Genomic DNA, 26410 nt, shown 5'->3' with positions numbered 1-26410 from the left:
TGATTGCGTGAATTTTTAAAAAGGCCGAGCAATTATTTTGCTCGGCCTTTTTTATGGCTGACGAATGGTGTTGCGCTGTCTCTCTTTGACGATTCTGTTAGAATCACTGTGCTTTCTTATTATGACTAAAAGGCCTGTGATGAACGAAATTACTATAATCAAACCAGATGACTGGCATTTACACTTTCGTGACGACGAAATGCTGTTGGAAACCGTACCTGCGACCGCTCGTTGTTTTGAGCGTGCAGTGGTGATGCCTAATCTTGTTCCCCCTGTGACCACGGCAGCGTTAGCGCTCAGCTATCAAGAGCGAATTCTGGCCGCGCGCCCTGAAGGCAGTACTTTTACGCCATTAATGACGATTTACCTAACAGATAAAACATCCGTCGAAGACATTAAAGCAGCCAAAAAAGCAGGCGTGTTAGCGGCTAAGATGTATCCAGCAGGCGCGACAACCAATTCAGATTCGGGCGTTAACTCGCTGGAGTCTTTATACCCAGTATTTGAGGCGCTTGCTGACAATGGCATGCTGTTGTTGATCCACGGTGAGGTCACGCAGAAACACATCGATATTTTTGATCGTGAAAAAGAATTTATCGATCAGCATATGGTCAAAATTGTTGAGCGTGTGCCAAATTTAAAAGTCGTTTTTGAGCATATTACGACGAAAGATGCAGCGGACTTCGTGTTGGCTGCTCGGGAAGGTGTGGCAGCGACGATTACCCCTCAACATTTATTGTTAAATCGTAATGATATGTTGGATGGCGGTATGCGTCCTCATAACTATTGCTTGCCAGTATTAAAACGTAATATCCACCAAGAAGCATTACGCGCGGTAGTGAAATCGGGCTCTTCTAAATTTTTCTTGGGTACAGATTCTGCGCCACACGCGAAGCACCGTAAAGAGTCAGATTGTGGCTGCGCGGGTTGCTACAGTGCTTGGTCTGCACTTGAGTTATACACTCAAGTGTTTGATGAGCTAGACGCTTTGGATAAATTGGAAGGTTTTGCTAGCTTACATGGTGCAGATTTTTATGGATTGCCACGCAACACACAAACCGTCACTCTAGTGAAAGAGGCTTGGCAAGTTCCTGATAGTATTGTTTTACCAAATGGCGACCCGATTGTGCCTTTCTTTGCTGGCAAGCAGGTTAGTTGGAAGCTGAAGTGATCTTAGGAAGTGTTTGCTGGAAGCTTACTTAAAAGCATGTCGGCTACTTTATAAAAGAAAGTCGAGCTCAGTGATGGGCTTGGCTTTTTTTGTAAAAAGCATCAGGCTGTATTTGCTGAGTAAATAGTAAAATTTCTGAGTTTGTTAAAAAATAGGGGAGTAACAAGAAAAGTAATAAGAGGTGTTTAGATGGTGCGGATGGAGAGACTCGAACTCTCACGCCGTGAAGCACTGGAACCTAAATCCAGCGTGTCTACCAATTCCACCACATCCGCATGTCGTGTTGACGCGTGCATAATACGTTTATTTCAGAGCGATGCAAGTGTTTTTTACAATTTAATGTTTATTGATTGCGCTTTTATCTTTTGTTTTTTTACGTGTAGTAACAAGGACAAACTGCAGAAAAAGTGATTTAATGAAGGCCTTCTTTTAATCATTCGATGATAGAGTTCCCAAATGGAAAGTAGCTCAGTCTCCACGCTCCTTGATCCCCTTGATCTTGTCACATTGTTTGTCTTTATTGGGTGCTGGGGAGGGTATGCTTTTTACGCTGTCTATAATTCTAAGCGCCGTTCTTGCTTGGTGAGTGTATTGCATCAATTCCGTTTGGCTTGGATGTCTCGATTGCTGCGCCGCGATAATCGCATCGCCGATGCTTCGGTCATGGCGAACCTAGAGCGCAGTAGCTTATTTTTTGCTTCCAGTTCTCTGTTGATTATTGCCGGCCTATTTGCCGGTTTTAAGTATTCTAAAGAGGCGTTGGAAGTGTTGTCAGATTTTTATCTGATGGCACCAGGAAGTCGACAAGAATGGGAACTTAAAATTATCGTTCTTGTGCTTATTTTTGCCTATGCATTTTTCACTTTTACTTGGTCTGTAAGACAATATAACTTTTGTTCTGTGTTGGTGGGGAGCGCACCATTAGCAACGGAACGAGGGATAGAAGAGAGTGAGCGAGAGTTATATGCTATGCATATGGCGCAAATATGCAGTTTGGCAGCGAATCAGTTCAATTATGGTTTGCGTGCTTATTATTTTGCCATGGCGTTTTGCGCTTGGTTCTTGGGGCCTTACTTTTGTATGGCAGCAAGTATTACTGTGGTTGCTGTCTTGTATCGCCGTGAATTTAGATCAAAAACTTTTAAAACATTGAGTCGAGGACTCGTCATTAAGTCACATGCTTCCTAATTTTCCTAAACCATTACCCGATCACGATAACCCCACTAATCGCACGGTTAAAGTCGACGATAGGCTATACCAATATTTAATTGATGTGTCAGTTCGTGAACACGATATTTTAAGAGCGCTGCGTCGTGAAACCGCGCAATACCATATGGCCAGAATGCAATTGGCTCCGGAAGTGGGTCAATTACTGAGTTTGTTGGTCAAGCTTCAAGCTCCACAAAAACTCTTAGAAATAGGGGTGTTTACGGGATATAGCACCTTGTCGTTGGCGATGGCAATGCCAGAATCTGCTACTCTAGTGGCGATTGAAAAGAAACAAATGTGGTTGGATATTGCCTCCCGTTACTTGGATGAGGCGGGCGTGCTAGACCGCGTGACCACCTATTGTGATAAGGCGCTACCGGTGCTCGAATCTCTGCTGGATGAAGCGGGAACCTTTGATTTTATTTTTATTGACGCGGACAAAAAAAATCTACTGGCTTACTATCAGTTAGCTAAGCAATTGCTGCGTCCCGGTGGCTGCCTTTTGGTCGATAACACCTTGTGGTGGGGAAATGTGGCCGATGAGGCGTTTGATGATAAAGACACCTGCGTCGTCAGAGAATTAAATAAAACCATTCATCAAGATATGGACGTTGAACTGTCTTTGATTCCGATTGGCGATGGTTTAACCTTGGTTCGGAAGAATCTTTGATTTGCCTTTAAAACACGCCCAACTGATAACCAGCTCATATTCTTAGCTTTTTTCTGTTTTTTTCTCCTTTTTTATAAATAGGCCTCTTGAAATCCATTGAAGAGGCTTTATTTAGAATGCACAAGCATTTAGAAATACCCCTTGGTTCTTCCAAGGGTTCATTCAAATAGGAGCAAGCTACAACATGGCAACTGATACTCAAAAAGAAACGTTAGGGTTTCAAACCGAAGTAAAACAACTACTTCATTTGATGATCCACTCTTTGTATTCCAACAAAGAAATTTTTCTAAGAGAGCTCATTTCTAATGCGTCTGATGCAGTAGACAAGCTTCGCTTTGAGTCTGTCGCTAACGCCGACCTTCTCGCTGAAGACCCAAATCTACGTGTGCGCATTGAATTTGATAAAGACGCTAACACTGTCATTATCGATGACAACGGTATGGGCATGTCACGTGAAGAAGCCATTACCAATCTAGGTACGATTGCTAAATCTGGCACCTCTTCTTTCCTTGAAAAATTAACCGGCGACCAGAAAAAAGACAGCCAATTGATTGGTCAATTTGGTGTTGGTTTTTACTCTGCTTTCATCGTGGCAGATAAAGTAACGGTTGAAACGCGTCGTGCTGGTGCCGCAGAAAGTGATGCGGTTCGCTGGGTGTCTGACGGTTCTGGTGAGTTCACTATTGAGAACATTGACAAAGCGACTCGCGGTACGCGCATTACTCTGCACCTTAAAGCAGATGAAAAAGACTTTGCTGATAACTTCCGCCTTCGTTCTTTGGTTACCAAATACTCTGACCATATTTCCATTCCTGTGGAAATGGAAAAGCCGGTTTACCCAGAAATGGACGAAGAAGGTAACCCTAAGCCAATAGACGAAACAAAAGCACCAGAATTTGAAGCGGTTAACTCTGCGAAAGCGTTGTGGACTCGCCCTCGTAACGAAGTAACGAAAGAAGAGTACGAAGAGTTTTACAAGCACGTTTCCCATGATTACCAAGCACCTTTGAAATGGTCTCACAACAAGGTTGAAGGTAAGTTGGAATACACAAGTCTGTTGTATATTCCTTCAAAAGCACCGTACGATCTTTGGAACCGCGACATGCAGCGTGGCCTAAAACTGTACGTGCAACGTGTGTTTATCATGGATGAAGCGGAAGCTTTCCTACCGCCTTATATGCGTTTTGTAAAAGGTGTAGTGGATTCCAATGATCTGTCTTTGAACGTCTCTCGTGAAATTCTACAGAATGACCATGCGGTTGACTCTATGCGCTCTGCATTGACCAAACGTGTATTGGACATGTTGGCGAAAATGGCGAAGAACGAGCCAGAAGAATATCAAAAATTCTGGAATGAGTTTGGTAACGTGATCAAAGAAGGCCCAGCAGATGACATGGGCAATAAAGATAAGATCGCAGCCTTGATCCGATTCAGTACCACCAAAACGGATGCGCCTGAGCAGACGGTTTCTTTGGCTGAATACATTGAGCGTATGCCTGAAGATCAAGATAAGATCTACTACATTTACGCGGAAAGCCATAATACGGCGAAAAACAGCCCTCATTTAGAAATCCTTCGTAAGAAAGGCTATGAAGTGCTGCTATTGAGTGATCGTATTGATGAATGGATGATGTCTTCTCTACAAGAGTTTGAGGGCAAATCTTTCCAAGATGTAACCAAGGGCAAACTGGACATCGCTGAAGACGAAAGTGAAGAGGCGAAAAAAGAGAAAGAAGAGAAAGCAGAGCAAATTAAACCTTTGCTTGAACGTATGAAGAAGGTCTTGGACGAGAAAGTTGCTGATGTGAAAAGCACTGACCGTCTGACCAGTTCTCCAGCGTGTCTTGTGGTCGGTGAGCATGATATGGGCTTGCAAATGCGTCGTTTGCTGGAGCAAGCGGGTCAGCAATTGCCTGAATCTAAACCAAGTTTAGAGGTCAACCCAGATCACCCAATTGTGGCTAAAATGGACTCTGAATCTGATGAGGATCGCTTCTCTGACATGGCTTGGTTGTTGTTCGAGCAAGCAACCTTGTCTGAAGGTGGCCAACTTGAAGATCCAGCTACCTTTGTTAGCCGTATGAACAAATTGATTGTTCAATTGAGCCAATAAGCACAGGTTAAATCTTCAACACTGTCTTACACTAAAAGCTCACACCTTTCGTTAGGTGTGAGCTTTTTTCGTATAAGGCGTGCGAGTAATGCACCTTTTTTAGAACTGACTATTGTTATGCCCCGTTAAGGATAGCTTGGTATAGCGACCATGAAGCTTGTCAGTTTAGTAATATTCCAAGGAGTGGATAATGAATAAGCCAATATTGAGACTGTGCTGTTTCGTCTGTTTTGTGTTTTTTTACAGCAGTGCGCATGCTAACCAGCCAGCAGTGCAACTGGCAAAAACATACTCTGATGACTTATCAGTGAGCGATTTTTTAATCAGTGAGAAGTACGATGGAGTTCGGGCTATTTGGACAGGTAATAAGCTCGTAACACGTGCCGGTAATCCAATACATGCGCCCATCTGGTTTACTGAGCGGCTACCAAATGTGTGGTTGGATGGTGAGCTGTGGTCAAAGCATAATGATTTTCAGTTTATTGCCTCTGCCACATCAAAGCAGGTACCAATTGATCACCAGTGGCGTCAGCTGAAGTATATGGTCTTTGATGCACCAGACTACCAGCATACTTTTTTACAGCGCAGTCAGCGCTATCTCAAATTAATCGATGATCTTAACTTGCCTTTCGTGAAACCCGTTGAGCAATTTACGGTAGCTACTAATGAGCAGTTGGCTGCCCGGTTAACGGAATACATTAACCAAGGGGCAGAGGGCTTAATATTGCATCGTAAAAGTGCTTTATTTCGCACTGGGCGCAGTGATAACTTATTGAAGTTGAAACCTTTTATGGATGCCGAAGCAAGGGTGGTTGGGGTTACCTTGGGAAAAGGAAAATACCGCAATCAGATGGGGGCTTTGTTAGTCGAAATGCCATCGGGAAGACGTTTTAAAATTGGCTCGGGATTTACCGATGCACAGCGTGCTAATCCTCCTCAAGTAGGCTCTATTATTACCTATCAATATCATGGTTACACCGCCCGCGGAATTCCTCGTTTTGCGAGTTTTTTACGGGTCCGTAGCGATCATCCATGATAATCCATTCACTAAAGGTATATTTTTGAAAGAGATTTATTGTTTACCCGGCACTATGTGTGATGACCGATTATGGCAATTGATACGGCCGCTATTAGGTGACATCAAATTGCGTCATATTGTGCTTCCGATGGAGGACTCACTGGAGGGTATGGTAATGGCCTTAGCTGAGCAGTTACCTGATAAACCGTTTCACTTGTTAGGGTTTTCCATGGGAGGTTATTTGGCAAGCGCTTTTGCGGTCAAATATCCTGCCCGAATAAAGCAGCTAATGGTGATATCAAATGCTGCAATGGGCCTTATGGATAATGAGGTTGCACAGCGTAAACAAGCGCTAAATTGGGTGCTTAAGCAAGGTTACAAGGGGATTCCGGCTAAGAAAGCGATCGCTATGTTAGGGGAACGTAATAAAGAAAGTCGCTTTTTGCTCAGCTTAATTCAGGCCATGGACGCAAGTTTGGGAGAGGCGGTGTTGATTCAGCAGCTAAGTTGCTCTCTAGAACGCCCAACTTTATGGCCTAAGCTCAACGACTTAGAATTAGACTGCTGCTTTTGTGTTGGTGAAGAGGATATTTTGTTGCCTAACGATATATGTGAACGACTGCTCAGCTATCCCAATGTATCTTGTTATTCTGCTAAACACAGTGGGCACATGATTCCACTTGAGCAACCAGTGTGGCTCGCTCAAAAAATACAAACGTTTTTTTTCAAGAGCTCGCAAGACTGAACAGCAATCGCACATCATTTCACGCCAGCGAAAAAAGCCTATTACCTAAAGGCAGTGCTGGTGGAGCTTTTAATATGGGTGTCTTATTAAGTCTCTAGTGTGGGTGTCTTGCTAAGTGTTAAATAGCTCGCCAGACTGAACAGCAATCGCACATCATTCCACGCCAGCGAAAAAAGCCTGTTACCTAAAGGCAGTGCTTTTAACATGGGTGTCTTGTTAAGTGCTTGGGTGTCTTGTTAAGTGCTTGGGTGTCTTGTTAAGTGCTCAAAAAAATACAAACGTTTTTTTTCAAGAGCTCGCAAGGCTGAACAGCAATCGCACATCATTCCACGCCAGCGAAAAAAGCCTGTTACCTAAAGGCAGTGCTGGTGGTGCTTTTAACATGGATGTCTTGTTAAGTGCTCTGGTGGTGCTTTTAACATGGATGTCTTGTTAAGTGCTTGGGTGTCTTGTTAAGTGCTCAAAAAAATACAAACGTTTTTTTTCAAGAGCTCGCAAGGCTGAACAGCAATCGCACATCATTCCACGCCAGCGAAAAAAGCCTGTTACCTAAAGGCAGTGCTGGTGGTGCTTTTAACATGGGTGTCTTGTTAAGTGCTGTGCTGGTGGTGCTTTTAACATGGATGTCTTGTTAAGTGCTTGGGTGTCTTGTTAAGCAGCTAGCATCAGTTAGGAGATGGGCAGAATAAGTCATGTAAGGTACGAATAAGGGTAATGACTTTTTTGTCGCTAATTCGGTAGTAGATGGTTTGCGAGTCACGTCTTGTATCTACTAGCTTGTCTTTTCTGAGTATGGCTAAGTGTTGTGAGAGAGCGGATTGGCTGAGTGGCACTTTATTATTTAGTGCAGTAACGGACATCTCTTGATCTAATAAGTAACAAAGAATCATGAGTCGATTTTCATTGCTGATGGCTTTCAAAAAAGCGGCGGCTTGGCCAGCCTGAACTGCCATGTCGTCCGTTGCTATGTCGTTTTTTGGCATGGGCTTCCTTTGTTTGTCTTATGTGACAAGATGTTATGTTTGTAATCATTTTGTTAATTCATCCACATTGTCTGTGGATAAATCTGGGGGTAGTCTTTAATGACGCTGTTATCTGTCAGAAGGGGCGCCTATCGGATCAATTTGGTTAAGATATGATCAGATGTCGCCCCGACGAGTTTACTAATCTATGTTAAAGGTTGACCAAATAGGAGCGTGGTCAGAAGGCTTCTCCAATGCCCTTAGTTCATAGTCCACATCCGATGCTTCTAAATAAGGAGTAAGACCTTTAGAGGACATAATCACATCAATTCGTAGGCCGCGTTTCGGTTCATCTGCGAAGCCTTTGGAGCGGTAGTCAAACCAGCTAAAACGGTCGTTTTTAGTTGGATTTAGCAGGCGGTAGCTGTCGTCAAAACCCCAATCAGTCAAGGTTTTAAACCATTCGCGTTCTTCAGGTAAAAAGCTGCATTTACCGGATTTCAACCAGCGTTTTGCATTTGCTTCGCCGATGCCAATGTCTAAATCTGTGGGGGAGATATTGATGTCGCCCATCACGATAATTTTCTCATCGGGGGAATGACTGGCTAAATAGTCCATTAGGTCGGCGTAAAATTTCCGTTTTGCAGGAAATTTAGTCTCATGGTCACGGCTTTCACCTTGTGGAAAATAGCCGTTGAGGACCTTGACTTGGCCTTGCGCTGTGTCGAAGGTGGCGATGATCATGCGACGCTGGGCGTCTTCATCGTCGCCTGGAAAACCATATTCGACAGAAGTCGCTTCTTGTTTACTAAAAATCGCTACGCCGTAATGGGATTTCTGCCCATAGTAATAGGCATGGTACCCCACTGATTTTGGGATCTCATGGGGAAAGGCGTCGTCGTGTACCTTAATTTCTTGTAGACCAATAACGTCAGGAGCATGTTTTTCAACGAGCGCTTCAATTTGATGAGGACGTGCCCGTAAACCGTTGATGTTAAAAGAGACAAATTTCACTGTCGTTCCTTGTTAATCGAATTTCGTTAATCATACCCAGTTGTGTATCAGGCATAAAGTGGTTGATCGCCATGGTTTCATTGTTTTTACTCATCTTGCTGATAGAAGGTCTTTTTACTTAGTTCGTGCTGCTGGTACACTGCATGGCATCTATATTCAGTTTGACGGAGATAATAATGTCCTATCAATACGATTTGTTTGTTATTGGTGCAGGTTCTGGCGGTGTTCGTGCGAGTCGTGTGGCCGCATCTAAAGGCTACAAAGTGGCGGTTGCAGAAGGCAGCGCGCTAGGTGGTACTTGTGTGAACATTGGTTGTGTTCCGAAAAAACTGTTTGTTTACGGTTCGGAGTTTGGTCATGGTTTTGAGCAAGCGTCAGGTTTTGGTTGGAGTGCGCAAGGCGTTGGTTTTGATTGGCCTACATTGCGAGACAATAAAACCCAAGAAATTGAGCGCTTGAATGGCATTTATTCAAACATGTTGAACAATGCTGGAGTGGAGATTATTTCGGGTTTTGCCTCTTTTGTGGATGCTCACACGGTAGAAGTTGGCGGTGTCCAATACACTGCAGAGCGCATTTTGATTGCAGTCGGTGCGAAGCCTTTTATTCCTGAATTTGCTGGCAGCGAGTTGGTTGTTAGCTCTAATGAAATGTTTTTCTTAGAGCAATTACCGAGTAAGGCTTTAGTGGTCGGCGGTGGTTATATTGCGGTTGAGTTTGCTGGCATTTTAAATGGTTTGGGAGTGGATACCTCCCTTGCCTATCGTGGCGATCAGCTATTACGTGGTTTCGATCAAGATGTTCGCGAATTTGCTTCAGAAGAGTACCGCAAGTCTGGTATTGATGTTCGTTTGAATACGGATGTTAAGTCGATTGAGTTGGCGGACGCAGCACAGCCAGAAGGTGAGCGTATTGTACATTTCCAAGATGGACATTCTGAAAGCTTTGGTTTGGTACTTTATGCCACTGGCCGTGTGCCAAATATTGATAAACTGGGCTTGGACAAAGCTGGCGTTGAAACAGGCAAAAACGGCGCGGTGAAAGTGGATAATAATTTCACTACCAGTGCGGCGAGTGTGTTTGCCTTAGGTGATGTAACCGATAACATTCAGTTGACACCAGTGGCGATCAAAGAAGCCATGGCGTTGATCTCTTACTGGTTTGACGGCAAAGACATTGATTTTGATTACGACAATATTCCTACTGCTGTGTTCAGCCAGCCATCTATTGGTACGGTCGGTTTGAGTGAGCAAGAAGCAGAAAAGCGTGGCTTGGATTTTAGAGTTTATCAAACCGATTTCCGCCCTATGAAGCACACTTTAAGTGGTAGCACAGAGCGAGCCTTGATGAAATTGTTAGTAAACAATGCCGACGATAAAGTCATTGGTGCGCACATGGTAGGCGATTATTCCGGTGAGATAATGCAAGGCTTAGGTGTCGCATTAAAAGCGGGCGCGACCAAAGCAGATTTTGATGCAACAGTGGGTGTTCACCCGACCAGTGCAGAAGAATTTGTAACATTTTCGGATGCGGCGTTAAAAACTAAAAAATAGTAAAGGGCAGCTTCTCTGCTCCTTTTCTGAATATTACTTACCTCTAAAGGCGTTGTTGTTTCTAAACTCAGAGATAACAACGCCTTTTTTATTTTTTAATCTTTTATCTGATTGATTTATATGGGTTCTAGGCTTTAATCCGCGCCTAGCTAAGAACTATTGTTAAAAAATAAATGTTTTAACTGTAATAGAACTTACCTTGCCGACGACTAACCATTAACTAACATGGTTAACCGCCGAAGCGAGGCTTTTCTTGATTAACGAATTTCAACAGCTTATTAGCATAGAGGGCTCGCCCATCTGGCTTATTATGGTCGGAATTATCTTCCTCTCCTATTTGCTGGAAGATGTTGCGATTGTGACGGCGGCTTCTCTTTCTGCCCAAGAAGCCTTAGCCCCGAGTTACGCATTAATTGCCATTATGTTTGGTATTATCAGTGGCGATGCTGGGTTGTATCTGCTTGGTGTCTACGCTAAAAAAATACGTTTTTTACGCTATCGTATTTATCATAATAAATACTTTTCTCCGCTGAGAAGCCGCTTTCAAAAAGGGGTTTTCTTAAATCTTTGCGTTATCCGCTTTATTCCGGGGTTACGTACCGCAGGATACACCTTAAGTGGTTTTTTCTCGGTTTCGTTCAGACTCTTTTTAACTTCCGCCATGCTATCGACCACCCTATGGGTCGCCTTAGTTTTTTCTTTGATCTATCAATTGGGTAGCAGCGCTTGGGTGCAAGCGGCTCAATACCAATGGATGCTCATTTTAGTGGCCGCTGCTTGTTTGTACGCGGTGAATCGAATTGTTCGTTATTCCATTTCAAGAAGGTTGTCATGAATCGACATGCTCACAACATACCCTGTATTGCAGAAGGCAAAATTAATGCTGGAATGCCTTATTTAGAAGAAGACGTTAGCGGTGCCGTCTCGTCTTATGAATTTTTACCCAGCTGGTTTTTCTATACCCCTGTGGTATTGCAGAGTCTGCTATTGGCGGTGCGTTATGGCGATGTTCGTTTGCCTCTGGTCGTAAATCCGACGATTTTCTTAAGCGGCATGGTGGGGGAATCGAAGCACGATATTTTAAGTTTAGCAGGTCCAATTGCTGCACCATGGATTTCGCCTTTTATCTCTATGATTAAGACAACGGACTCAGTAGGTCAGCAAGAAGTGCAAGCGCAGAATTCCCTTGCTGAAGCGAGTTTGAGCTTTCCTATTGTGGCTAAGCCTGATTTAGGTTGTCGGGGAGTGGGGGTGAAGTTGTTGAAAAACACGCAGCAGCTTAAAGAGTATATAGCCTCGTACCCAGACAATGCCCGTTTTTTATTGCAGGAAAAAGCGCCTTATGAAGCCGAAGCTGGTGTGTTTTATGTACGCCATCCGAATGAATCAAAAGGCAAAATCATTTCAATTACCTTGAAGTACACGCCGTCAGTGGTGGGTGATGGTGTGAAAACACTCAAAGAACTGATTGAGCAGAATCCAAGGGCAGGGCAGCTAAGCCATTTATACCTTCCGCGTCACCAAAACAAACTCGATTGGGTGATTCCAACTGGGCAGGAATTTCAGCTAGCGTTTGCTGGAAGCCACAGTCGAGGATCGATCTTTCGCGATGGGAATCAGTATATTTCTGAGGCGTTAACTCAAAAGCTGGATACCATTTTGGCTGATGTCGATGGCTATTACTACGGTCGTTTGGACATTAAGTTTCGAGACATCAACAGCTTTATGGCGGGCGAACATTTTACCATTTTGGAACTTAATGGCGCGAGCAGTGAAGCGGCGCATATTTGGGATCGTAAAACACCATTAAAGGACATTTATAAAACCTTGCTAGCACAATACCGGATCTTGTTTGAAATTGGCGCGGCGCAGAAGAAGCGTGGTTATAAACCGCCTTCCCTTAAAACATTGATTGGCGCATGGAAAGAAGAAAAAGCGCTTATGAAACAGTATCCAATGACGGATTAACGCAGTATTTCATGGTTTTTTTGGAGTGATTTATGTCATTGAATTCTAGCAAAGTATTAACCCACAAAGCCTTACACGAAAACGCGATAGTTGCAGGCTGTTTAGAAAGCTTAGAGCAAGGTCGACAGTTTTTAAAATCCATTAACGATGAGCAATATTGTTACCTGGCTAGCCCTCATGTTACGAGCTCTATCGGTGAGCATTTTCGCCATTTATTGGATGTATTTTACAGTATTTATCGCCGTACAGATTTTATCGATTATAACTTACGACGTCGTGGGCATGCCCTTGAAACCTCACGGGCCGCAGCTCTGGTTACCATTGTTGAGTTAACGCAATGGCTGCAGGTTTTTACAGATGAGTCCCTCGATACACCGATTTCTGTATTGGCTGAGGTATCGCTAAGTCATGCGCAAACTTGTGAAATGGAATCCACGTTAGGGCGCGAGCTGACCTTTGCTTCTTTACACGCTACCCACCATTTTGCCATGGCAAAGGTGGTAGTGAGCTTATTAAATGTGAAGGTAGCAGGCCGTTTTGGCTATGCGCCTGCAACAGTCACCTATTTTAGGGAGCAATAGAGTATGTGTTCAGTCTCTTGGTTGCTTCACGAAGAGGGCTACCAGCTATTTTTTAACCGCGATGAACAGAAGCATCGAGCTTTAGCATTACCGCCTCAGCACTTGTCATTGAGTGGTGTTAGCGTCTTGATGCCGATCGATCCAGTAGCGAATGGCAGTTGGATCAGTGTTAATGAGTTCGGCTTGACCCTGTGCCTGTTAAACAATTATCAAGGGCAGGTTCCAAGTGGGCAATTAATCAGCCGTGGACAGTTAGTAAAGCGTTTATCAAGCGAAGCGAATATTAAAACCTTAACAGCGGCGTTTGATACTCTGGAGTTGTCTCGCTTTGCCCCATTCACCTTATTGGCCTTTGATCCGCAGTTAACGCGCAGCGAGCAGAAAGTCATGGCTTTTGAATGGAATGGGCTACAGGCTGCAGTTTTTCCTGAATGGTCGCCCCGTTTTTCTTCTGGTGTGGACTTAAAGAGTGTCCAGCAGGCACGAGGTCAAGCATATAAAGATTGTATTGAGCAGGGAGAAAGCTGTTCAAGGCTACTTGCTTTGCATAAGAGCCATGACTCAGAGCAATTACATCATTCCTTTTGTATGCATCGAGAAGATGCACATACGGTCAGTTTTACCCATGTTGAAGTGACTCCCTACGAACACAGTATGTCCTACCTTGGTGGTGCTCCTTGTGAGAATTTGACCACCGCAGCACTGGCGTTGCAGCGAGTTTCTCTACCCCGTCACACCAGAGTTAAAAGATTCGATTATTAGAGGTTTACTATGAAATATTTATTATCACTGCTGTTATTCGTTAGTGCATTTAGTTATGCCCAAGATCCTATTTATACGGGGTATTTTAGTGATAAAGCACTCAAAGGCTACGATACGGTTGCGTATTTTACACAACATAAACCGGTAAAAGGAGATGCTCAATTTGTTAGCGAATACAAGGGCGCGGATTGGTACTTTTCAAGTGCAGAAAACTTAGCTTTGTTTGAGCAAAACCCTAAGAAATACGCGCCGCAATACGGTGGTTATTGCGCTTGGGCGGTTGCAGAAAAGCGTGCTTTTGCCCCAGCTGATCCTCATCAATGGGCGATAGTAAACGATAAGCTGTATTTAAATTATGACGCTGATATCAAATCAAAATGGGATAAAGCCCCAACCGATTTTATTCATAAAGCCGATAGAGTTTGGCCACAGTTGATTAGTGAATAATGGAGAGTGCTATGAAAAGTAAACTATTACCTTATGCTCCGGTTATTTTTATTGCGTTTGTTTTTATTCAATCACTGTTTTTTAAATTCTCGGGATCTTACGAAACCCAGTATATTTTCGGTATTTTAAGTACCTGGTCAGGTTTCCATTGGTTTCGTGATTATGGGGCTTATTTGGTCGGTAGCGCGGAGTTGGTCGCAAGTATCTTGTTGTTTACGCGCTTGCGTTTTTATGGCGCCTTGATGACAGTCTGCGTTATGTCTGGGGCGATTTACTTCCATCTTTTTACTCCTCTTGGTATTCACATGCCAGAGTTTAATGCCGCAGGTGAAATAGTCGGTAATGATGGCGGTACCTTGTTTATTTTGGCTTGTGCTGTGTGGTTTACCGGTAGTTTTATAGTGATTCGCAATATCATGGCAAAGCGTCAAACGCCTTGCCAAGCGTTGAATGAAGATGGGGAGCCATTATGTTAAAAGAGATTCTATTGAGCAGCCCATTTCGTTTGCCCCGCGTTACACCGTTTGGCGTTGGCGAATCTTTATTAGAGTGGATAACCGGGTTAGATAAGCTAGACGCCTTGTATCAAAAGCGCCCAGAAAACTTGAGCAGCTTTGAATTTATGAGCTATACCTTGGAAGCGTTAAATATCCAGTATGAGGTAGCTTTAGGCGTGCGTGACAATATCCCTAGTAATGGACCTGTGGTTATTGTTGCTAATCATCCGCTGGGCGCCATTGAAGGTGTTATCTTAGCCGACCTAATTGGCAGCATTCGCAGTGATGTGAAAGTGCTCGCTAACCAGCTACTTAAGCGCTTGCCTGAGATCAATGATTTGTTCATCGGTGTGGATGTATTTGGAGGTAAAAGCAGCCGAGCGATAAATAGTGCGGCGATTGTAGAGGCGAATCGCCATCTTGCGGACGGTGGTTTGTTAGTGGTGTTTCCCGCAGGAGAAGTGTCTACTTACCCTAAAGGGTCTGCTAACTTAGCGGACATTGAATGGCGTAATTCGGTGGCGAAATTTGTTAAACACAGTCAAGCGACCACAGTTCCTATTTTTATCAATGGTCAAAATAGCCCTTGGTTTTATCGCGCGGGTACGCTTCACCCATTATTGAGAAGCGCGATGCTAGGTCGTGAGCTACTTAACAAAAGCTCGAGTAATATTGCGATATCTATTGGCTCCGCCATCCCTTTTAGTGAAGTGAGTGATTTTTCATCAGATAAGGACATGGTGAACTATTTTCGTCTGAATACCTATTTGATGGGGTCGACCAACTTAGAAAAAAGTGATCAGGCTGCTCCTGTTTTCACCTTGCCTATTATCGATGCCCTTGACGCCGATGTATTAGAGGCTGAAATAAATGCTTTGCCGGCATCCGATCATTTATTGGATCAGGGCGACTTTGCCGTGTATTGCGCACCAGCCCAATCGATCCCGTTTTTAATGCAAGAAATTGGACGTGTTCGTGAAGCCAATTTTCGAGCCGTGGGGGAAGGCAGCGGCTTAGCCTGTGACCTAGACGATTATGATCTTTATTACCTACAGCTGTTTGTTTGGCATAAAAAAGACAAGCAATTAGTTGGTGCTTACCGCTTGGGTATGGTCGATGAATTGATCGCTGAAAAAGGACTGGAAGGCCTGTATTCACGTAGCTTGTTTCATTACGACCAAGCGTTTATAAACACTATGGATGAAAGTATTGAAGTGGGTCGATCAGTGGTTGCAGAGCCATATCAAAAAAGCCTCAATGCTTTATTAATGCTGTGGAAAGGCATTGCTACTTTTGTATATCGTCACCCGAAATATACTCATTTATTTGGGCCTGTCAGTATCAGTAATGATTACAGCTTAGTGGCTCGCCAGCTTATGGCGGAAACCTTATCTGTGCATTATTACGATGAACAAAAAGCACGCTTAGTGACGCCCTCGACACCTTTATCTCAAAATAACGGCTCATTCTGGGAATCGGGCTTGCTATCAGCGTTAGCAAGTGTGCAGCTGTTGTCAAAAGTCTTGTCCCGCATGGAGCAAGGAAAAGGTCTGCCCGTTTTACTTCGTCAATATTTGAAAATGAATGGCAAGTTAGTGTGCTTCAACGTCGACCCAGCATTCCAAAACTGCCTAGATGGATTGATTGTAGTGAACTTAAAAGAAGTGCCCCTCACGACCCTAGCAAAATACATGGGAAGAGAAGAAGCTCAGCACTATTTAAACGGCCGCTAGTGTTATCAAGACACCCACATCATAGTGTTATCAAGACACCCACATTAAAGAGAGCAGAATTATGGGGTTTATTACGCAACTAGTAGCTAGAGTTATTACGGGTACGGCATTACCAGAAGAAGCAGAAAACAATGTGAATCTAGCAGCGCAAATTCGCAATACCCCAGATTTAATCGAATCATTTATTTTGCAATCCGGTGGTATGGGTAATGCTTATAAAGGAAAGTTACATTTTGTTAGTAGTGACTCGCAGGAGGTTAGCCGCCCCACGGTGCTCTTTGTGCACGGTAGCCCTGGTAGCTGGGAGTCCTTTGCACCGTATTTTCTGCAAGAAGAGTTGTTGGAACAGTTTCGAGTGGTTGCGCTTGATCGACCGGGCTGGGGGCGCTCTACTCTTGAAGAAAATTTTTTCCCTAGCCAATTATCGGTGCAAGCGAATTTGCTTGGCCCTGTCATAAAGACTCTTTACGAGCAAAATCAACAGCAAAAAATCGTCTTGGTTGGGCATTCATTAGGAGGGTCTTTAGTGCCAATATTGGCGTCTCGGTACCCAGAATTTGTACGAAGTATATTGATTTTGGCGGGAGATGTTAACCCGGTATTGGCAAAGCATCGTTGGTACAATAGTTTGCTTGCATGTGTACCACGTTATTGCGTCAAAAAGCATTGGTATCATTCGAATCTAGAAATTTTGGGATTATCTAAAAGTCTGCTTAAGGAGCAAGAGGCAATGGTGAACCTCTCTGTGCCTATTCATATTATGCAAGGGACTCACGATAAGTTAACCGACCCTAGAAATGCAGATTTTGCCGATTCGCTCTTTAAAAAAAGTGATTTGACAGTGCAAAAGCTGCCTAATAAAGGTCATATGATTAACTTGTTGTGTGTTGACCTTGTTCATGAGTCGATCATACAAGCCTATGAGAGCATTGATAATATTGCTTCATGATGTCAGAGCATAGGCTTTGCAATTCATCAGGGCATACGTTTTCTGCATAGCCTCTAATGCTAATTTCAATTGCTTCATACTCTGTGTTTGCAATAATGCGCTTATGCATATTTGCGAAATAACAAAGAGATAGCTATGAATCAAATTCTAACGACCCTTGAACCACATGCCATTTGGAAACATTTCCAAACCCTTTGCAATATCCCTAGGCCCTCATACCATGAGGCTGCTTTGCGTGAGCATTTGATTGCTTGGGCACACGAACTTGGTTTAACAACGTATGTTGACCCTGTGGGTAATTTATTAATCCGAAAAGCGGCTACTAAGGGTATGGAGTGTGCCGAAACGGTTGTGTTGCAAGGGCACTTAGACATGGTGGCGCAAAAAGATGCTGGGGTTGAACATGACTTTGAGCGCGATCCGATTGTCACCCGAGTGCTCGATGGATGGGTACACGCTACGGGGACGACCTTAGGTGCAGATAATGGCATAGGTGTTGCCGCGGCATTGGCTGTTTTGGAGTCTAATAACTTATCACATGGCCCAATAGAAGCTCTGTTTACCATTGAAGAAGAGACCAGTCTGCGTGGTGCTCTTCAGCTTGAGGAAGGGATTCTCAAAGGGAAAATTCTACTTAATTTAGATTCAGAAGACCGTGGTGATGTGTACATTGGTTGTGCTGGTGGAATAGATATCAATGTAGATAAGCAATATGACGCTTTACCAGCAGAGGAAGGAGTTCAGGCTTTAACGATTACTATTGCTGGTTTACGCGGTGGACATTCGGGTTTAGACATCCATAAAGGCCGTGCGAATGCCAATGTATTGTTGGTTAGATTGTTAAACAAACTTAAATTAACAAGCGACTTTGCCTTAACGTCTTTTAGCGGCGGTACTTTGCGTAACGCCATCTCTCGTGAGGCGAGTGCCACATTTAATTATGATCCTAAAAACAAAGTTGCCATAGAAGAGTGTATCGAGAAATTTAAACAAGACACCCACGTGGAATACGCTGCTATTGAAACCAATTTGAAGCTAATACTAGCTGAAGGTAAAGTAGATAAACAATTGGCAATCGAATTTCAAAATGCATTAATCAATGCTTTGAGCTGCGCCCCTCATGGTGTTCACCGAATGAGCCCTGACTTAGAGGGAGTAACAGAAACCTCTTGTAATCTAGGCGTGATTAATCTTAAAAATAATTCACAAGGCGGCAAGTCATTTGATGCCTGTTTATTGGTACGATCTTTGGTTGACTCTGCTGTTGAGCATCTCTCAAACACGGCTAAATCTGCATTCAGTTTGATTGATGCCAGTGTCGTTTTGGAAAATGGGTATCCAGGTTGGCGTCCTGATCCCCAGGCAGGATTATTGAAACACTTTTTAGCTGTTCATAAAGAGGTGACAGGACAAGAGGCGAATGTGAAAGTGATTCATGCCGGTCTTGAGTGCGGGATTATTGGTGCAAAGTATGAGGGAATGGAGATGGTTTCTTTCGGGCCTAATATTCGGGGCGCACATTCACCTACTGAGAGAATGGAAATAGACTCCGTCGGTGATTTCTGGAATTTACTCGTTGCATTATTAGCTTCTGTACCGAAAAGATAAAATGCCCAAGTTAAGCATAAGAAAGGCGCAATGAGCGCCTTTCTTATCTCCCCCTTATTTCAGCGTAATGCTATTAATAAAACCTTGAGGAAGTAAAAACTTCTTCTATACTGGTTTTATATACAGTATTTTTTATTTGGAGAAAGCAACGTGCCGAGACCTAGAAGTCAGCAAATAAGTCTTGATGATACGCCTTACTATCATTGCGTCTCACGTTGTGTGCGTCGTGCTTTTCTCTGTGGAGAAGACGCTGAAACTGGGCGGAATTATGAGCACCGTAGGGCTTGGGTTGAAAAAAGGCTCTTATTTCTAGCGACGATTTTTTCTATTGACGTTTGCGCTTATGCGGTGATGAGCAATCACTTCCATCTAGTGCTCCGTATTAACAAAGATAAAGCAGGGACGTGGTCAACATCAGAAGTATTAGCTCGATGGCATAAATTACACAAAGGTACTGAGTTTACTCAACAGTATATGAAAGGCGAGCTTCAATCAGATTTTGCTCGAACTTTAGTAGAAGAAGCTGCCTTAGCGTATAAAAAACGCTTGATGGATATCAGTTGGTTTATGAGAGAGTTAAATGAGCCGATTGCGAGGCGAGCTAATCTTGAAGACACTTGTACAGGAAGGTTTTGGGAAGGGCGCTTTAAATCTCAAGCACTGTTGGATGAAGCCGCATTGCTTGCTTGCATGGCGTATGTTGATTTGAATCCATTGCGCTCAGGGATAAGTGACTCTCCTGAGAAGTCGGAGTTCACAAGTGTTAAGAAACGAATAAATAGTCTAAAGCATCAATCGCAGCCAACAGGGTTACTCCCATTTATCGGTAACCCTAGAAAAGATATGCCCGACGGATTGCCTTTTTTGTTGTTGGACTACTTAGAACTGATTGATATGACTGGACGTATTGTTAGACAGGATAAAACCGGAGTGATTGATGCGTCACTTCTACCAATACTTCAGCGGCTCCATATATCCTCTGATAATTGGCTTTGCATATCGACTAAATTTTCTCAATACACATCGAGTGTGGTTGGGGGAGAGCTTTCTATTTCGCAATATTGTCAGAGCAACCGAAGGTTACGAAAGCCTCGACAAGGCTGTGCGAAACTTTTTGCTTAAATCACCCTACGTTAGCCTATCCAACACTAGTTAGCTTTTGAGAATACCTGGTGGTATTAGTTGTTGCTTTTTCCTATCTATTTCTTTCTTTTGCCCTAATCGTTCGTGATTCACTCTTTTTATGTGTGTTGAGCTGACTGTCTTAGCTTTTTGTAATGTGTGACTAGCCGTATCTATGTGGGTGTCTTAATAATTTTCCTAAAGTGGGTGTCTTGATAAAAGTAAAGTGGGTGTCTGGATAGTTCATGGCATAATAGGGTGATTATGATTAGATTAGGTTGAAATATGAGCTCTCAAACGTGGTCTATCTGTTTAGATGGTAAGGAAATGGAGGTCCGGGAAGGGGATAACCTGTTGTCTTCGTTGCTGTCTCATGGAAGTGATGTACGTTATGGTTGCCGGGCTGGGGTGTGCGGGGCATGCCGTTTGTTTGATAATGAGCATGGACACCCACTTCTATCATGCCAAACAACGGTTCTTTCAAATTTATCCTTATCCATCCAACTGCCCTTTGTTTTTACTACTTTTTCTTTACTTGATAGTGAGATGCTTGGTGATGATGCCGTCGCACTGACCTTGTTAGGGCCAAGCGATGACGCTTTTGGCGATAGGGTTAATGTGCGTGTCCCAATTGATGGTATTGATGAAGAAGAGAAAGCGTTTGAGTGTATTGCGGTGAATGCAGCGGGCGATAATCTGTCTATTGTGCTTCAAAAGTCTCGGTTGCCTGCCGCGGTTTGGTCATTCATTTTGTCGTTGGGATCGCAGGATTCGCTTCAGGTAAGCAGTGTATCTGGAGTCCGTAAAGGCCGTTTGTTGTATGAGTTGGGGCTTGATGAGAAACCGGTTGTGGTGGTCTGTGCGGCGCATAACCGAGTATTTGAACCTTATTGGAAAAAGGCGTTGGGAGGTGTTTCTAGTCAGTATCTAGGACATTACTCTTTGGATGATGTCGCCGTTTTAGAGGAAGATAAGGGGCTGACTGAGTTTCTTAGGATAGCTCGAGAAGCTGCTGGTGGAGCGTTGTTGCATATTATTTACCACGGTCAAAATGTTTCTGAAAGCGCTTGGGGTCAGGTGCTTCGCCCTCTACGAATACGAGTTAATCAATTGCATTTTGTGCGCTGATGAATGAAGCGGCTTTGCAGTATTTAGAATTTATTGAAATAGGTTGTACATGAAAATTCTACACACGTCCGATTGGCATCTTGGCCAACATTTTATGGGCAAATCGCGCCGCGATGAACACGCCGCTTTTATTGCCTGGTTGCTGGCGCTAATCGAGCGAGAGTCGGTTCACGCGGTTATTGTTGCGGGTGATGTGTTTGATACGGGGTCACCGCCTAGCTATGCTCGAGAAATGTACCATCAATTGGTGTTGGATTTAAAAGCAGTGAATTGCCAGCTGGTGATTGTGGGTGGCAATCATGACTCCGTCAGTATGCTAAATGAATCTAAAAGCCTGTTGTCATATTTAGGAACTCACGTATTAGCACAGGCACAGCCTGATGATCTTGAATCCCATGTGATTCCTTTACTAGATCCAGGGCAAGAGACTGCAGCCTGGCTCTGTGCCATTCCCTATTTGCGACCAAGAGATGTGATGAAGAGTATCCAAGGTCAGTCTGAGCAGGAAAAAAAGCATGAGCTAATGACGCAAATTGGAGATTTCTACCAATCTGTTTATGAAGTGGCGAAGGCCAAAAATACAACGTTGCGCTCTCCTGTTCCAATTATCGGTACGGGTCATTTGACTGCGATGGGTGGCCAAATAAGTGAGTCGGTACGTGATCTGTATGTTGGTACTTTAGAGGCCTTGCCAACTTCTGTGTTTCCTGCGTTTGATTATTTAGCATTAGGGCACATACATCGTGCCCAGGCGATAAGTCAGGATGGCAAGTTTCGTTACAGTGGTTCTCCTATTCCGTTAAGTTTTGATGAGCTGAGTCGTGAGAAATCCTTGGTTATTATAGACACTGAGGCGTTAGCTGAACGAGCAATGGCACGAGATTTGTTCTCGGATGATGATCAGCCAATTAAAATTGAAAGCATTCCACGGTTTCAGTCGATGCAGAGCCTTGCAGGGAGTTTAGAAGAAGTGTTCCAGGCTATTGAACAGTTGGATTTGGCGCGCGAAAAAGAGCAAGGTAAAACCTTGTGGTTAGAGGTGACGGTATTGGCTGACGACTATTTAAGCGATGTGCAAAAACGCTTAATGGAGGCAATAGTGGATAAGCCTATCGAGCTTTTGCGAGTGATGCGAAAGCGCAGCGATGCGCTAAGTGATTCCGCTTTTGAGCAACGCCAAACCTTGTCCGAACTAAGTGTGGCAGATGTCTTTGAGCAAAGTTTAAAAGCTAATATGTCTTTAGAGGAAGAGGATAGCCAGCAATTGACGGCTTTATTTCAGCGCTGTTTGCTAGAAATGGAAGAAGATAAGGAAGCAGAAGCATGAAAATTTGCAAGCTGCGTCTAAAAAATCTGAATTCACTTAAAGGTGAGTGGGAAATCGACTTTACCAAGAGCCCGTTTGATGATGCCGGTGTGTTTGCCATCGTAGGGCCGACCGGTGCGGGTAAATCGACGTTATTGGATGCCATTTGTTTAGCCTTATATCATCGCACGCCGAGAATGACAGTTTCGGCGAATGATAACGAATTGATGACACGTCATACCGCTGAATGTATGGCGGAAGTAGAATTTGAAATAAAGGGAAAAGGCTACCGAGCGTTTTGGAGTCAGCGTCGAGCTCGTGGGGTAAGTGATGGTAATTTACAGCCTATTAGCTGTGAGCTGAGCGAGCGAGACGGTACGATCATTACCACTAAAATCAACGAGAAAATTGCCCAAATAGCCGATCTGACGGGCTTAGATTTTGGCCGTTTTACTAAGTCTATGTTATTGGCTCAAGGTGGTTTTTCTGCTTTTTTGAACGCCTCTCCTAATGATCGTGCAGAACTACTGGAAGAACTAACCGGTACGGAAATATATGGTGATGTATCAAAATGGGTGTTTGAAAAGCACAAACAAGAAAAACAAGCCATTGCAGCATTAGAGTCGGTGAATGAACAGTACCAACTCTTGAGTGATGAGGACTTAGCAGCACTTCAGCAGCAAGAACGTGATTTAGAAAAGCAAGCCAAAGACAGCGCTGAGTTGCTCATAAAACATCAGAAAAGCTTAGCTTGGCTAACAACTAATGACCGTCTTGAAAAACAGAAATCACAGCATTTACAGGGGGTCGAGGCGGCGACTCAGGCGTTGGCAGATTTTGCTCCACAGGGAGAACAGCTAGAGCAAACCCTGTTAGCCCAGAGGCTACAGCCTAGCTATGATAAGTGGCAAGCGCTTGCCATTCGATTTGATCAGCAAGCGGTGGAAATTTGTGCTGCTGAAGCGTCACAAGTCGATTTAGCGTCTCAGTTAGACAGCGCCGAACAAGTCGCCAATCAAGCATCACAAAGTTTGTCACAAGCTCGGTTAGAGGCCGATGCCCTAAATGAAAAAATCAATCATGAAATCCAGCCGTTATTGGCCAGTGAAAAGGTAGCGCAATCTCAGTATGAAGAAGCTGAAGCGCGGTTAAAGCAAACGCAACAGAAGCATCAGCTTCAGCAGACGCAAATAGATGACTTAAAAGACAAGCAAATTAATATAGAACAAGCTTGCCTAAAAAGTGAAGCCATCTTAAATCAGTGGTCTTCCCCTGAGATGATTGAAACTCAATTATCGAGTTGGCAGCATCAATTACAGGGGATTAGTGCGAATACTGAGGCGAGTATAGGCCTTGAACAGTCGATCAAAACATTGCAACAGGAGCATCAAGAGGCCAAGCAGCAAGCGCAATCATATGATGCGAAGCTGGCGCAATCCAAGTCGAACCTTGAGGCTATTCAGCAACAGCTTGCGCAAGTGACAGATGAGTTTATGGCCTTGTCTTCACAGCAGACGATGGAAGAGTGGCAACAGGGTTACCATCAGGCTCGCTGGCGTCAGCAACAAGCACAAAATTTGTTAAAGCAAAGTGATCAGTTTCAAGGACAGCAAAAACAGATTGCCGAGATGGATGCGTCACTTGTGACTATGGCAGCTCAGATCGAGCAGCAAAACCGTCATTTATTACAACAAAGAGAGCGCTACAAAGAGAAGCAAGATCATCTCAACCTAGCGGCTAAGCTAGTGGATGCCGAGCGTCATATCTTGGTGTTAAACAGCTTACGCGAAACCCTAACAGAACAGGATGCATGCCCTTTATGTGGTTCTGACAATCATGATTTGAGTAAGGCGCTGTACCAAGAGGTAACGGACAGCCAACAAAACTTACAACGTTTAACCTCTGAGCTAGAGCAGCTTGCCAGTAATGGGCAACGCTTATCTTCTGAGTTAGATCAATTGCGTGCTAAGTTCGAGTGGAGCCAACAGCAGCGTGGACAAATGGCCGAAGCGTTGCAAGTTATTGCTGGTGAACTGAATGAGATTGGCGCCCAGCTGAACATACAAGATGATATTGATCTGCTCAATCAGGAGCAAATATCCGTCTTTGTCCAAGAAGTTGATCTGCTCAATCAGGAGCAAATATCCGTCTTTGTCCAAGAAGTTGATCAGCAATGGCAAGGTTTGCGACACAATGCCGCAAGACTTAATGAATTAAATCAAGAGCGCCTTCGTTTAGAGGAACAAAAGCAGGCTTTGACCTTAGCCTGCCAAGCCTCACAGCAGCATTGCGCGCAGAGCCAGTCTCAGTGCCAGTTGCTGTTGCAAGCGTTAGAGTCAGAGCAGAATAACTGGCAACAAAAACACATTGAGCAGGCTCAACTGACTGAGTCTTTGTTGGGTGAGATGCGTCAAGCTAGCCTCCCTGCTTGTTATTTTGAATTGTCTCTGGCTGACGCTTTGTCCCAGTTGCAGGGCGCGATGAGTGAATGGCGCGAAAGCCAAAAAGGTTATCTGGCTCTGCAACAACAAAAAGAACAGCTTGCTTATGAATTAACAATATCACTGAAAAATATTGAGGAAAGCCAACACCAGGAATCGATAGCTCGAACCAAAGTGTCTGAAGTCGCCCTCGTTTTGAGTGAGGTAAAAGCATCATTGGCGTCATTGCTAGGAGGCGGTAGTGTTACTTCATTAAAACAAGCGGTTGATCAGAAAGTTGCTTTAGCCGTGGCAGCGCAAACACAGGCAAGTGAATCGTTACAACAGGCGACGCAGGCTTTAGTGTCGAACAAGGCCCGCTTAGCGACCCTGGTGGCAGCGCAAAGTTTATTGCGAGAAGAGCGTGATCAAGCAGAGACCGATTGGCAACGCACGCTATTAGAAAATGGCTTTGAAGGAAGTGAACAGTGGCGAGCGTCTTGTTTGCCTATTGAGCAGCTAACAGCGTTAAAAGAACAAGCGCAAGCGCTTAAAGACGCCTTGTCTCAACAGCAGGTTTTACTGAAACAAACGCAGCAAGCGTATGAACAACACTTGGCAGAACAACCGCAGGATGCTTTGCAGCAAAACGCCTCTATTGAGCAGATATCCGCTAAGGTCGATGAGTTAGCGGCGTTGCGCCAGTCTCGGGATCGAGAATGGGGTGTGGTGACGCAGAAAATCAACGAAGAACAAGCACGCCGAAAGCAGGCCAAATCGGCGGCTCAGTTGTTGCTAGAGCGCCGCGAAGCCATGAAGCATTTAGAAAGGCTGAACTATTTGATTGGCTCAGCCGATGGCGCTAAATTTCGTCGTTTTGCCCAAGGGTTAACCCTAGATCATTTGGTTTATTTGTCCAATCAGCACCTTTTGGTGTTGCATAAACGATATCAACTGCAACGTAAGCAGGATGAGGCTTTGGCCTTGTCTGTGGTGGATACCTGGCAGGCAAATGCTTCCCGAGATACGAAAACGTTATCTGGAGGGGAATCTTTTTTAGTCAGTCTTGCGCTTGCTTTGGCCTTGTCTGATTTGGTTTCACATAAAACTAGTATTGATTCGCTGTTTTTAGATGAAGGTTTTGGCACGTTAGATAACGAAACGTTAGAGTCCGCTTTGGATGCCCTGGATAATTTACAGTCTTCTGGAAAAACTATCGGCATCATAAGCCATATACAAGCGTTGAAAGAGCGTATTCCGGTACAAATCCGGTTAACTAAACAAGGTGGATTAGGCGTCAGTAGGCTGTCTGCAGAATTTGCTGTGAAATAATAGAAGAGATTTTATATAGGGTGCATTGCTCGGTAAAAGTTTTCCCCAGAAACAGCGGAACAACCTTGTAAATAAACCGTAAAACATTATATTAATCAATTG

At 44.0% G+C, this 26410-nt stretch carries 22 protein-coding genes and 1 tRNA gene; 20 read left to right on the top strand and 3 right to left on the bottom strand.

Annotated features, from left to right (window positions below):
- Nucleotides 1-139 precede the first annotated feature (139 nt).
- Nucleotides 140-1171: a dihydroorotase gene (gene pyrC, locus DFP81_RS17330; RefSeq protein ID WP_115899158.1), complete on the top strand. Its 1032-nt coding sequence runs from the start codon at nucleotides 140-142 to the stop codon at nucleotides 1169-1171.
- 190 nt (nucleotides 1172-1361) lie between these two features.
- Here pyrC and DFP81_RS17325 read toward each other — a convergent pair.
- Nucleotides 1362-1446 (bottom strand) — tRNA-Leu (locus tag DFP81_RS17325).
- Between the two features lie 181 nt (nucleotides 1447-1627).
- On the opposite strand from DFP81_RS17325, the gene DFP81_RS17320 reads away from it, so the two are divergent.
- The 5 genes from DFP81_RS17320 to DFP81_RS17300 all read left to right on the top strand — a co-directional run bounded on the left by DFP81_RS17320 (nucleotide 1628) and on the right by DFP81_RS17300 (nucleotide 6926).
- Nucleotides 1628-2359 carry a DUF599 domain-containing protein gene (locus DFP81_RS17320; protein WP_115899147.1) on the top strand — a complete coding sequence of 244 codons (732 nt, stop codon included), beginning with the start codon at nucleotides 1628-1630 and terminating at the stop codon, nucleotides 2357-2359.
- Nucleotides 2349-3050 carry an O-methyltransferase gene (locus DFP81_RS17315; RefSeq protein ID WP_115899146.1) on the top strand — a complete coding sequence of 234 codons (702 nt, stop codon included), beginning with the start codon at nucleotides 2349-2351 and terminating at the stop codon, nucleotides 3048-3050. Before DFP81_RS17320 ends, DFP81_RS17315 begins: the two co-directional genes overlap by 11 nt.
- 184 nt (nucleotides 3051-3234) lie before the next feature.
- Nucleotides 3235-5163 (top strand): molecular chaperone HtpG, encoded by a 1929-nt coding sequence (gene htpG / locus DFP81_RS17310; RefSeq protein ID WP_115899145.1) that lies wholly within the window; start codon nucleotides 3235-3237, stop codon nucleotides 5161-5163.
- A gap of 190 nt (nucleotides 5164-5353) precedes the next feature.
- A complete protein-coding gene (locus tag DFP81_RS17305) occupies nucleotides 5354-6199 on the top strand; it encodes a DNA ligase (protein ID WP_115899144.1) in 846 nt (281 codons plus the stop codon).
- A gap of 25 nt (nucleotides 6200-6224) precedes the next feature.
- Nucleotides 6225-6926, top strand: coding sequence for an alpha/beta fold hydrolase (locus DFP81_RS17300; RefSeq protein ID WP_245959207.1), 702 nt, complete (start codon nucleotides 6225-6227; stop codon nucleotides 6924-6926).
- 665 nt (nucleotides 6927-7591) lie between these two features.
- On the opposite strand, the gene DFP81_RS17285 is transcribed toward DFP81_RS17300, so the two are convergent.
- Nucleotides 7592-7909, bottom strand: a complete 318-nt coding sequence (locus DFP81_RS17285) for an ArsR/SmtB family transcription factor (protein WP_115899140.1) — start codon at nucleotides 7907-7909, stop codon at nucleotides 7592-7594.
- A 180-nt stretch (nucleotides 7910-8089) separates the two neighbouring features.
- The gene (gene xthA, locus DFP81_RS17280; protein ID WP_115899139.1) at nucleotides 8090-8902 is read right to left on the bottom strand and encodes an exodeoxyribonuclease III; all 813 of its coding nucleotides are present in this window, start codon (nucleotides 8900-8902) and stop codon (nucleotides 8090-8092) included.
- A gap of 176 nt (nucleotides 8903-9078) precedes the next feature.
- On the opposite strand from xthA, the gene gorA reads away from it, so the two are divergent.
- The 14 genes from gorA (at nucleotide 9079) to DFP81_RS17210 (ending at nucleotide 26308) form a co-directional block, all read left to right on the top strand.
- Nucleotides 9079-10455 carry a glutathione-disulfide reductase gene (gene gorA / locus DFP81_RS17275; RefSeq protein ID WP_115899138.1) on the top strand — a complete coding sequence of 459 codons (1377 nt, stop codon included), beginning with the start codon at nucleotides 9079-9081 and terminating at the stop codon, nucleotides 10453-10455.
- Between the two features lie 253 nt (nucleotides 10456-10708).
- Nucleotides 10709-11290, top strand: coding sequence for a DedA family protein (locus DFP81_RS17270; protein ID WP_115899137.1), 582 nt, complete (start codon nucleotides 10709-10711; stop codon nucleotides 11288-11290).
- Complete coding sequence (locus DFP81_RS17265; protein ID WP_115899136.1) at nucleotides 11287-12423, top strand: ATP-grasp domain-containing protein; 1137 nt, start codon at nucleotides 11287-11289, stop codon at nucleotides 12421-12423. The genes DFP81_RS17270 and DFP81_RS17265 overlap by 4 nt, the downstream gene beginning before the upstream one ends.
- A gap of 32 nt (nucleotides 12424-12455) precedes the next feature.
- Nucleotides 12456-13004, top strand: a complete 549-nt coding sequence (locus tag DFP81_RS17260; RefSeq protein WP_115899135.1) for a DinB family protein — start codon at nucleotides 12456-12458, stop codon at nucleotides 13002-13004.
- Between the two features lie 3 nt (nucleotides 13005-13007).
- Nucleotides 13008-13766, top strand: coding sequence for an NRDE family protein (locus tag DFP81_RS17255; RefSeq protein ID WP_115899134.1), 759 nt, complete (start codon nucleotides 13008-13010; stop codon nucleotides 13764-13766).
- 9 nt (nucleotides 13767-13775) lie between these two features.
- Nucleotides 13776-14213 carry a YHS domain-containing (seleno)protein gene (locus tag DFP81_RS17250; protein WP_115899133.1) on the top strand — a complete coding sequence of 146 codons (438 nt, stop codon included), beginning with the start codon at nucleotides 13776-13778 and terminating at the stop codon, nucleotides 14211-14213.
- 11 nt (nucleotides 14214-14224) lie between these two features.
- Nucleotides 14225-14689, top strand: a complete 465-nt coding sequence (locus DFP81_RS17245; protein WP_115899132.1) for a hypothetical protein — start codon at nucleotides 14225-14227, stop codon at nucleotides 14687-14689.
- Nucleotides 14683-16443: a bifunctional lysophospholipid acyltransferase family protein/GNAT family N-acetyltransferase gene (locus DFP81_RS17240; RefSeq protein ID WP_115899131.1), complete on the top strand. Its 1761-nt coding sequence runs from the start codon at nucleotides 14683-14685 to the stop codon at nucleotides 16441-16443. The genes DFP81_RS17245 and DFP81_RS17240 overlap by 7 nt, the downstream gene beginning before the upstream one ends.
- A 61-nt stretch (nucleotides 16444-16504) precedes the next feature.
- Nucleotides 16505-17392, top strand: a complete 888-nt coding sequence (locus DFP81_RS17235) for an alpha/beta fold hydrolase (RefSeq protein ID WP_115899130.1) — start codon at nucleotides 16505-16507, stop codon at nucleotides 17390-17392.
- Nucleotides 17393-17527: 135 nt separating this feature from the next.
- Entirely contained in the window at nucleotides 17528-19000 is a 1473-nt protein-coding gene (locus tag DFP81_RS17230; RefSeq protein ID WP_115899129.1) for an aminoacyl-histidine dipeptidase, read from the top strand.
- A gap of 150 nt (nucleotides 19001-19150) precedes the next feature.
- Nucleotides 19151-20122: a transposase gene (locus DFP81_RS17225; protein WP_115899128.1), complete on the top strand. Its 972-nt coding sequence runs from the start codon at nucleotides 19151-19153 to the stop codon at nucleotides 20120-20122.
- Between the two features lie 285 nt (nucleotides 20123-20407).
- Complete coding sequence (locus tag DFP81_RS17220; RefSeq protein ID WP_115899127.1) at nucleotides 20408-21250, top strand: 2Fe-2S iron-sulfur cluster binding domain-containing protein; 843 nt, start codon at nucleotides 20408-20410, stop codon at nucleotides 21248-21250.
- 49 nt (nucleotides 21251-21299) lie between these two features.
- Nucleotides 21300-22577, top strand: coding sequence for an exonuclease subunit SbcD (sbcD, locus tag DFP81_RS17215; RefSeq protein ID WP_115899126.1), 1278 nt, complete (start codon nucleotides 21300-21302; stop codon nucleotides 22575-22577).
- Entirely contained in the window at nucleotides 22574-26308 is a 3735-nt protein-coding gene (locus tag DFP81_RS17210; RefSeq protein ID WP_115899125.1) for an SbcC/MukB-like Walker B domain-containing protein, read from the top strand. The genes sbcD and DFP81_RS17210 overlap by 4 nt, the downstream gene beginning before the upstream one ends.
- Nucleotides 26309-26410: the final 102 nt, after the last annotated feature.

The organism is Marinomonas pollencensis (assembly GCF_003387375.1).
Lineage (GTDB): Bacteria > Pseudomonadota > Gammaproteobacteria > Pseudomonadales > Marinomonadaceae > Marinomonas > Marinomonas pollencensis.
The sequence above is the reverse complement of the archived record's forward strand: the minus strand, read 5'-3'. Positions and strand labels throughout refer to the sequence as shown.

Bases quoted from the DNA above. Each gene is read 5' to 3' on its own strand.
- pyrC (WP_115899158.1), top strand. From the start codon at position 140: ATGAACGAAATTACTATAATCAAACCAGATGACTGGCATTTACACTTT.
- DFP81_RS17320 (WP_115899147.1), top strand. From the start codon at position 1,628: ATGGAAAGTAGCTCAGTCTCCACGCTCCTTGATCCCCTTGATCTTGTC.
- DFP81_RS17315 (WP_115899146.1), top strand. From the start codon at position 2,349: ATGCTTCCTAATTTTCCTAAACCATTACCCGATCACGATAACCCCACT.
- htpG (WP_115899145.1), top strand. From the start codon at position 3,235: ATGGCAACTGATACTCAAAAAGAAACGTTAGGGTTTCAAACCGAAGTA.
- DFP81_RS17305 (WP_115899144.1), top strand. From the start codon at position 5,354: ATGAATAAGCCAATATTGAGACTGTGCTGTTTCGTCTGTTTTGTGTTT.
- DFP81_RS17285 (WP_115899140.1), bottom strand. From the start codon at position 7,909: ATGCCAAAAAACGACATAGCAACGGACGACATGGCAGTTCAGGCTGGC.
- gorA (WP_115899138.1), top strand. From the start codon at position 9,079: ATGTCCTATCAATACGATTTGTTTGTTATTGGTGCAGGTTCTGGCGGT.
- DFP81_RS17265 (WP_115899136.1), top strand. From the start codon at position 11,287: ATGAATCGACATGCTCACAACATACCCTGTATTGCAGAAGGCAAAATT.
- DFP81_RS17260 (WP_115899135.1), top strand. From the start codon at position 12,456: ATGTCATTGAATTCTAGCAAAGTATTAACCCACAAAGCCTTACACGAA.
- DFP81_RS17255 (WP_115899134.1), top strand. From the start codon at position 13,008: ATGTGTTCAGTCTCTTGGTTGCTTCACGAAGAGGGCTACCAGCTATTT.
- DFP81_RS17250 (WP_115899133.1), top strand. From the start codon at position 13,776: ATGAAATATTTATTATCACTGCTGTTATTCGTTAGTGCATTTAGTTAT.
- DFP81_RS17245 (WP_115899132.1), top strand. From the start codon at position 14,225: ATGAAAAGTAAACTATTACCTTATGCTCCGGTTATTTTTATTGCGTTT.
- DFP81_RS17240 (WP_115899131.1), top strand. From the start codon at position 14,683: ATGTTAAAAGAGATTCTATTGAGCAGCCCATTTCGTTTGCCCCGCGTT.
- DFP81_RS17235 (WP_115899130.1), top strand. From the start codon at position 16,505: ATGGGGTTTATTACGCAACTAGTAGCTAGAGTTATTACGGGTACGGCA.
- DFP81_RS17230 (WP_115899129.1), top strand. From the start codon at position 17,528: ATGAATCAAATTCTAACGACCCTTGAACCACATGCCATTTGGAAACAT.
- DFP81_RS17220 (WP_115899127.1), top strand. From the start codon at position 20,408: ATGAGCTCTCAAACGTGGTCTATCTGTTTAGATGGTAAGGAAATGGAG.
- sbcD (WP_115899126.1), top strand. From the start codon at position 21,300: ATGAAAATTCTACACACGTCCGATTGGCATCTTGGCCAACATTTTATG.
- DFP81_RS17210 (WP_115899125.1), top strand. From the start codon at position 22,574: ATGAAAATTTGCAAGCTGCGTCTAAAAAATCTGAATTCACTTAAAGGT.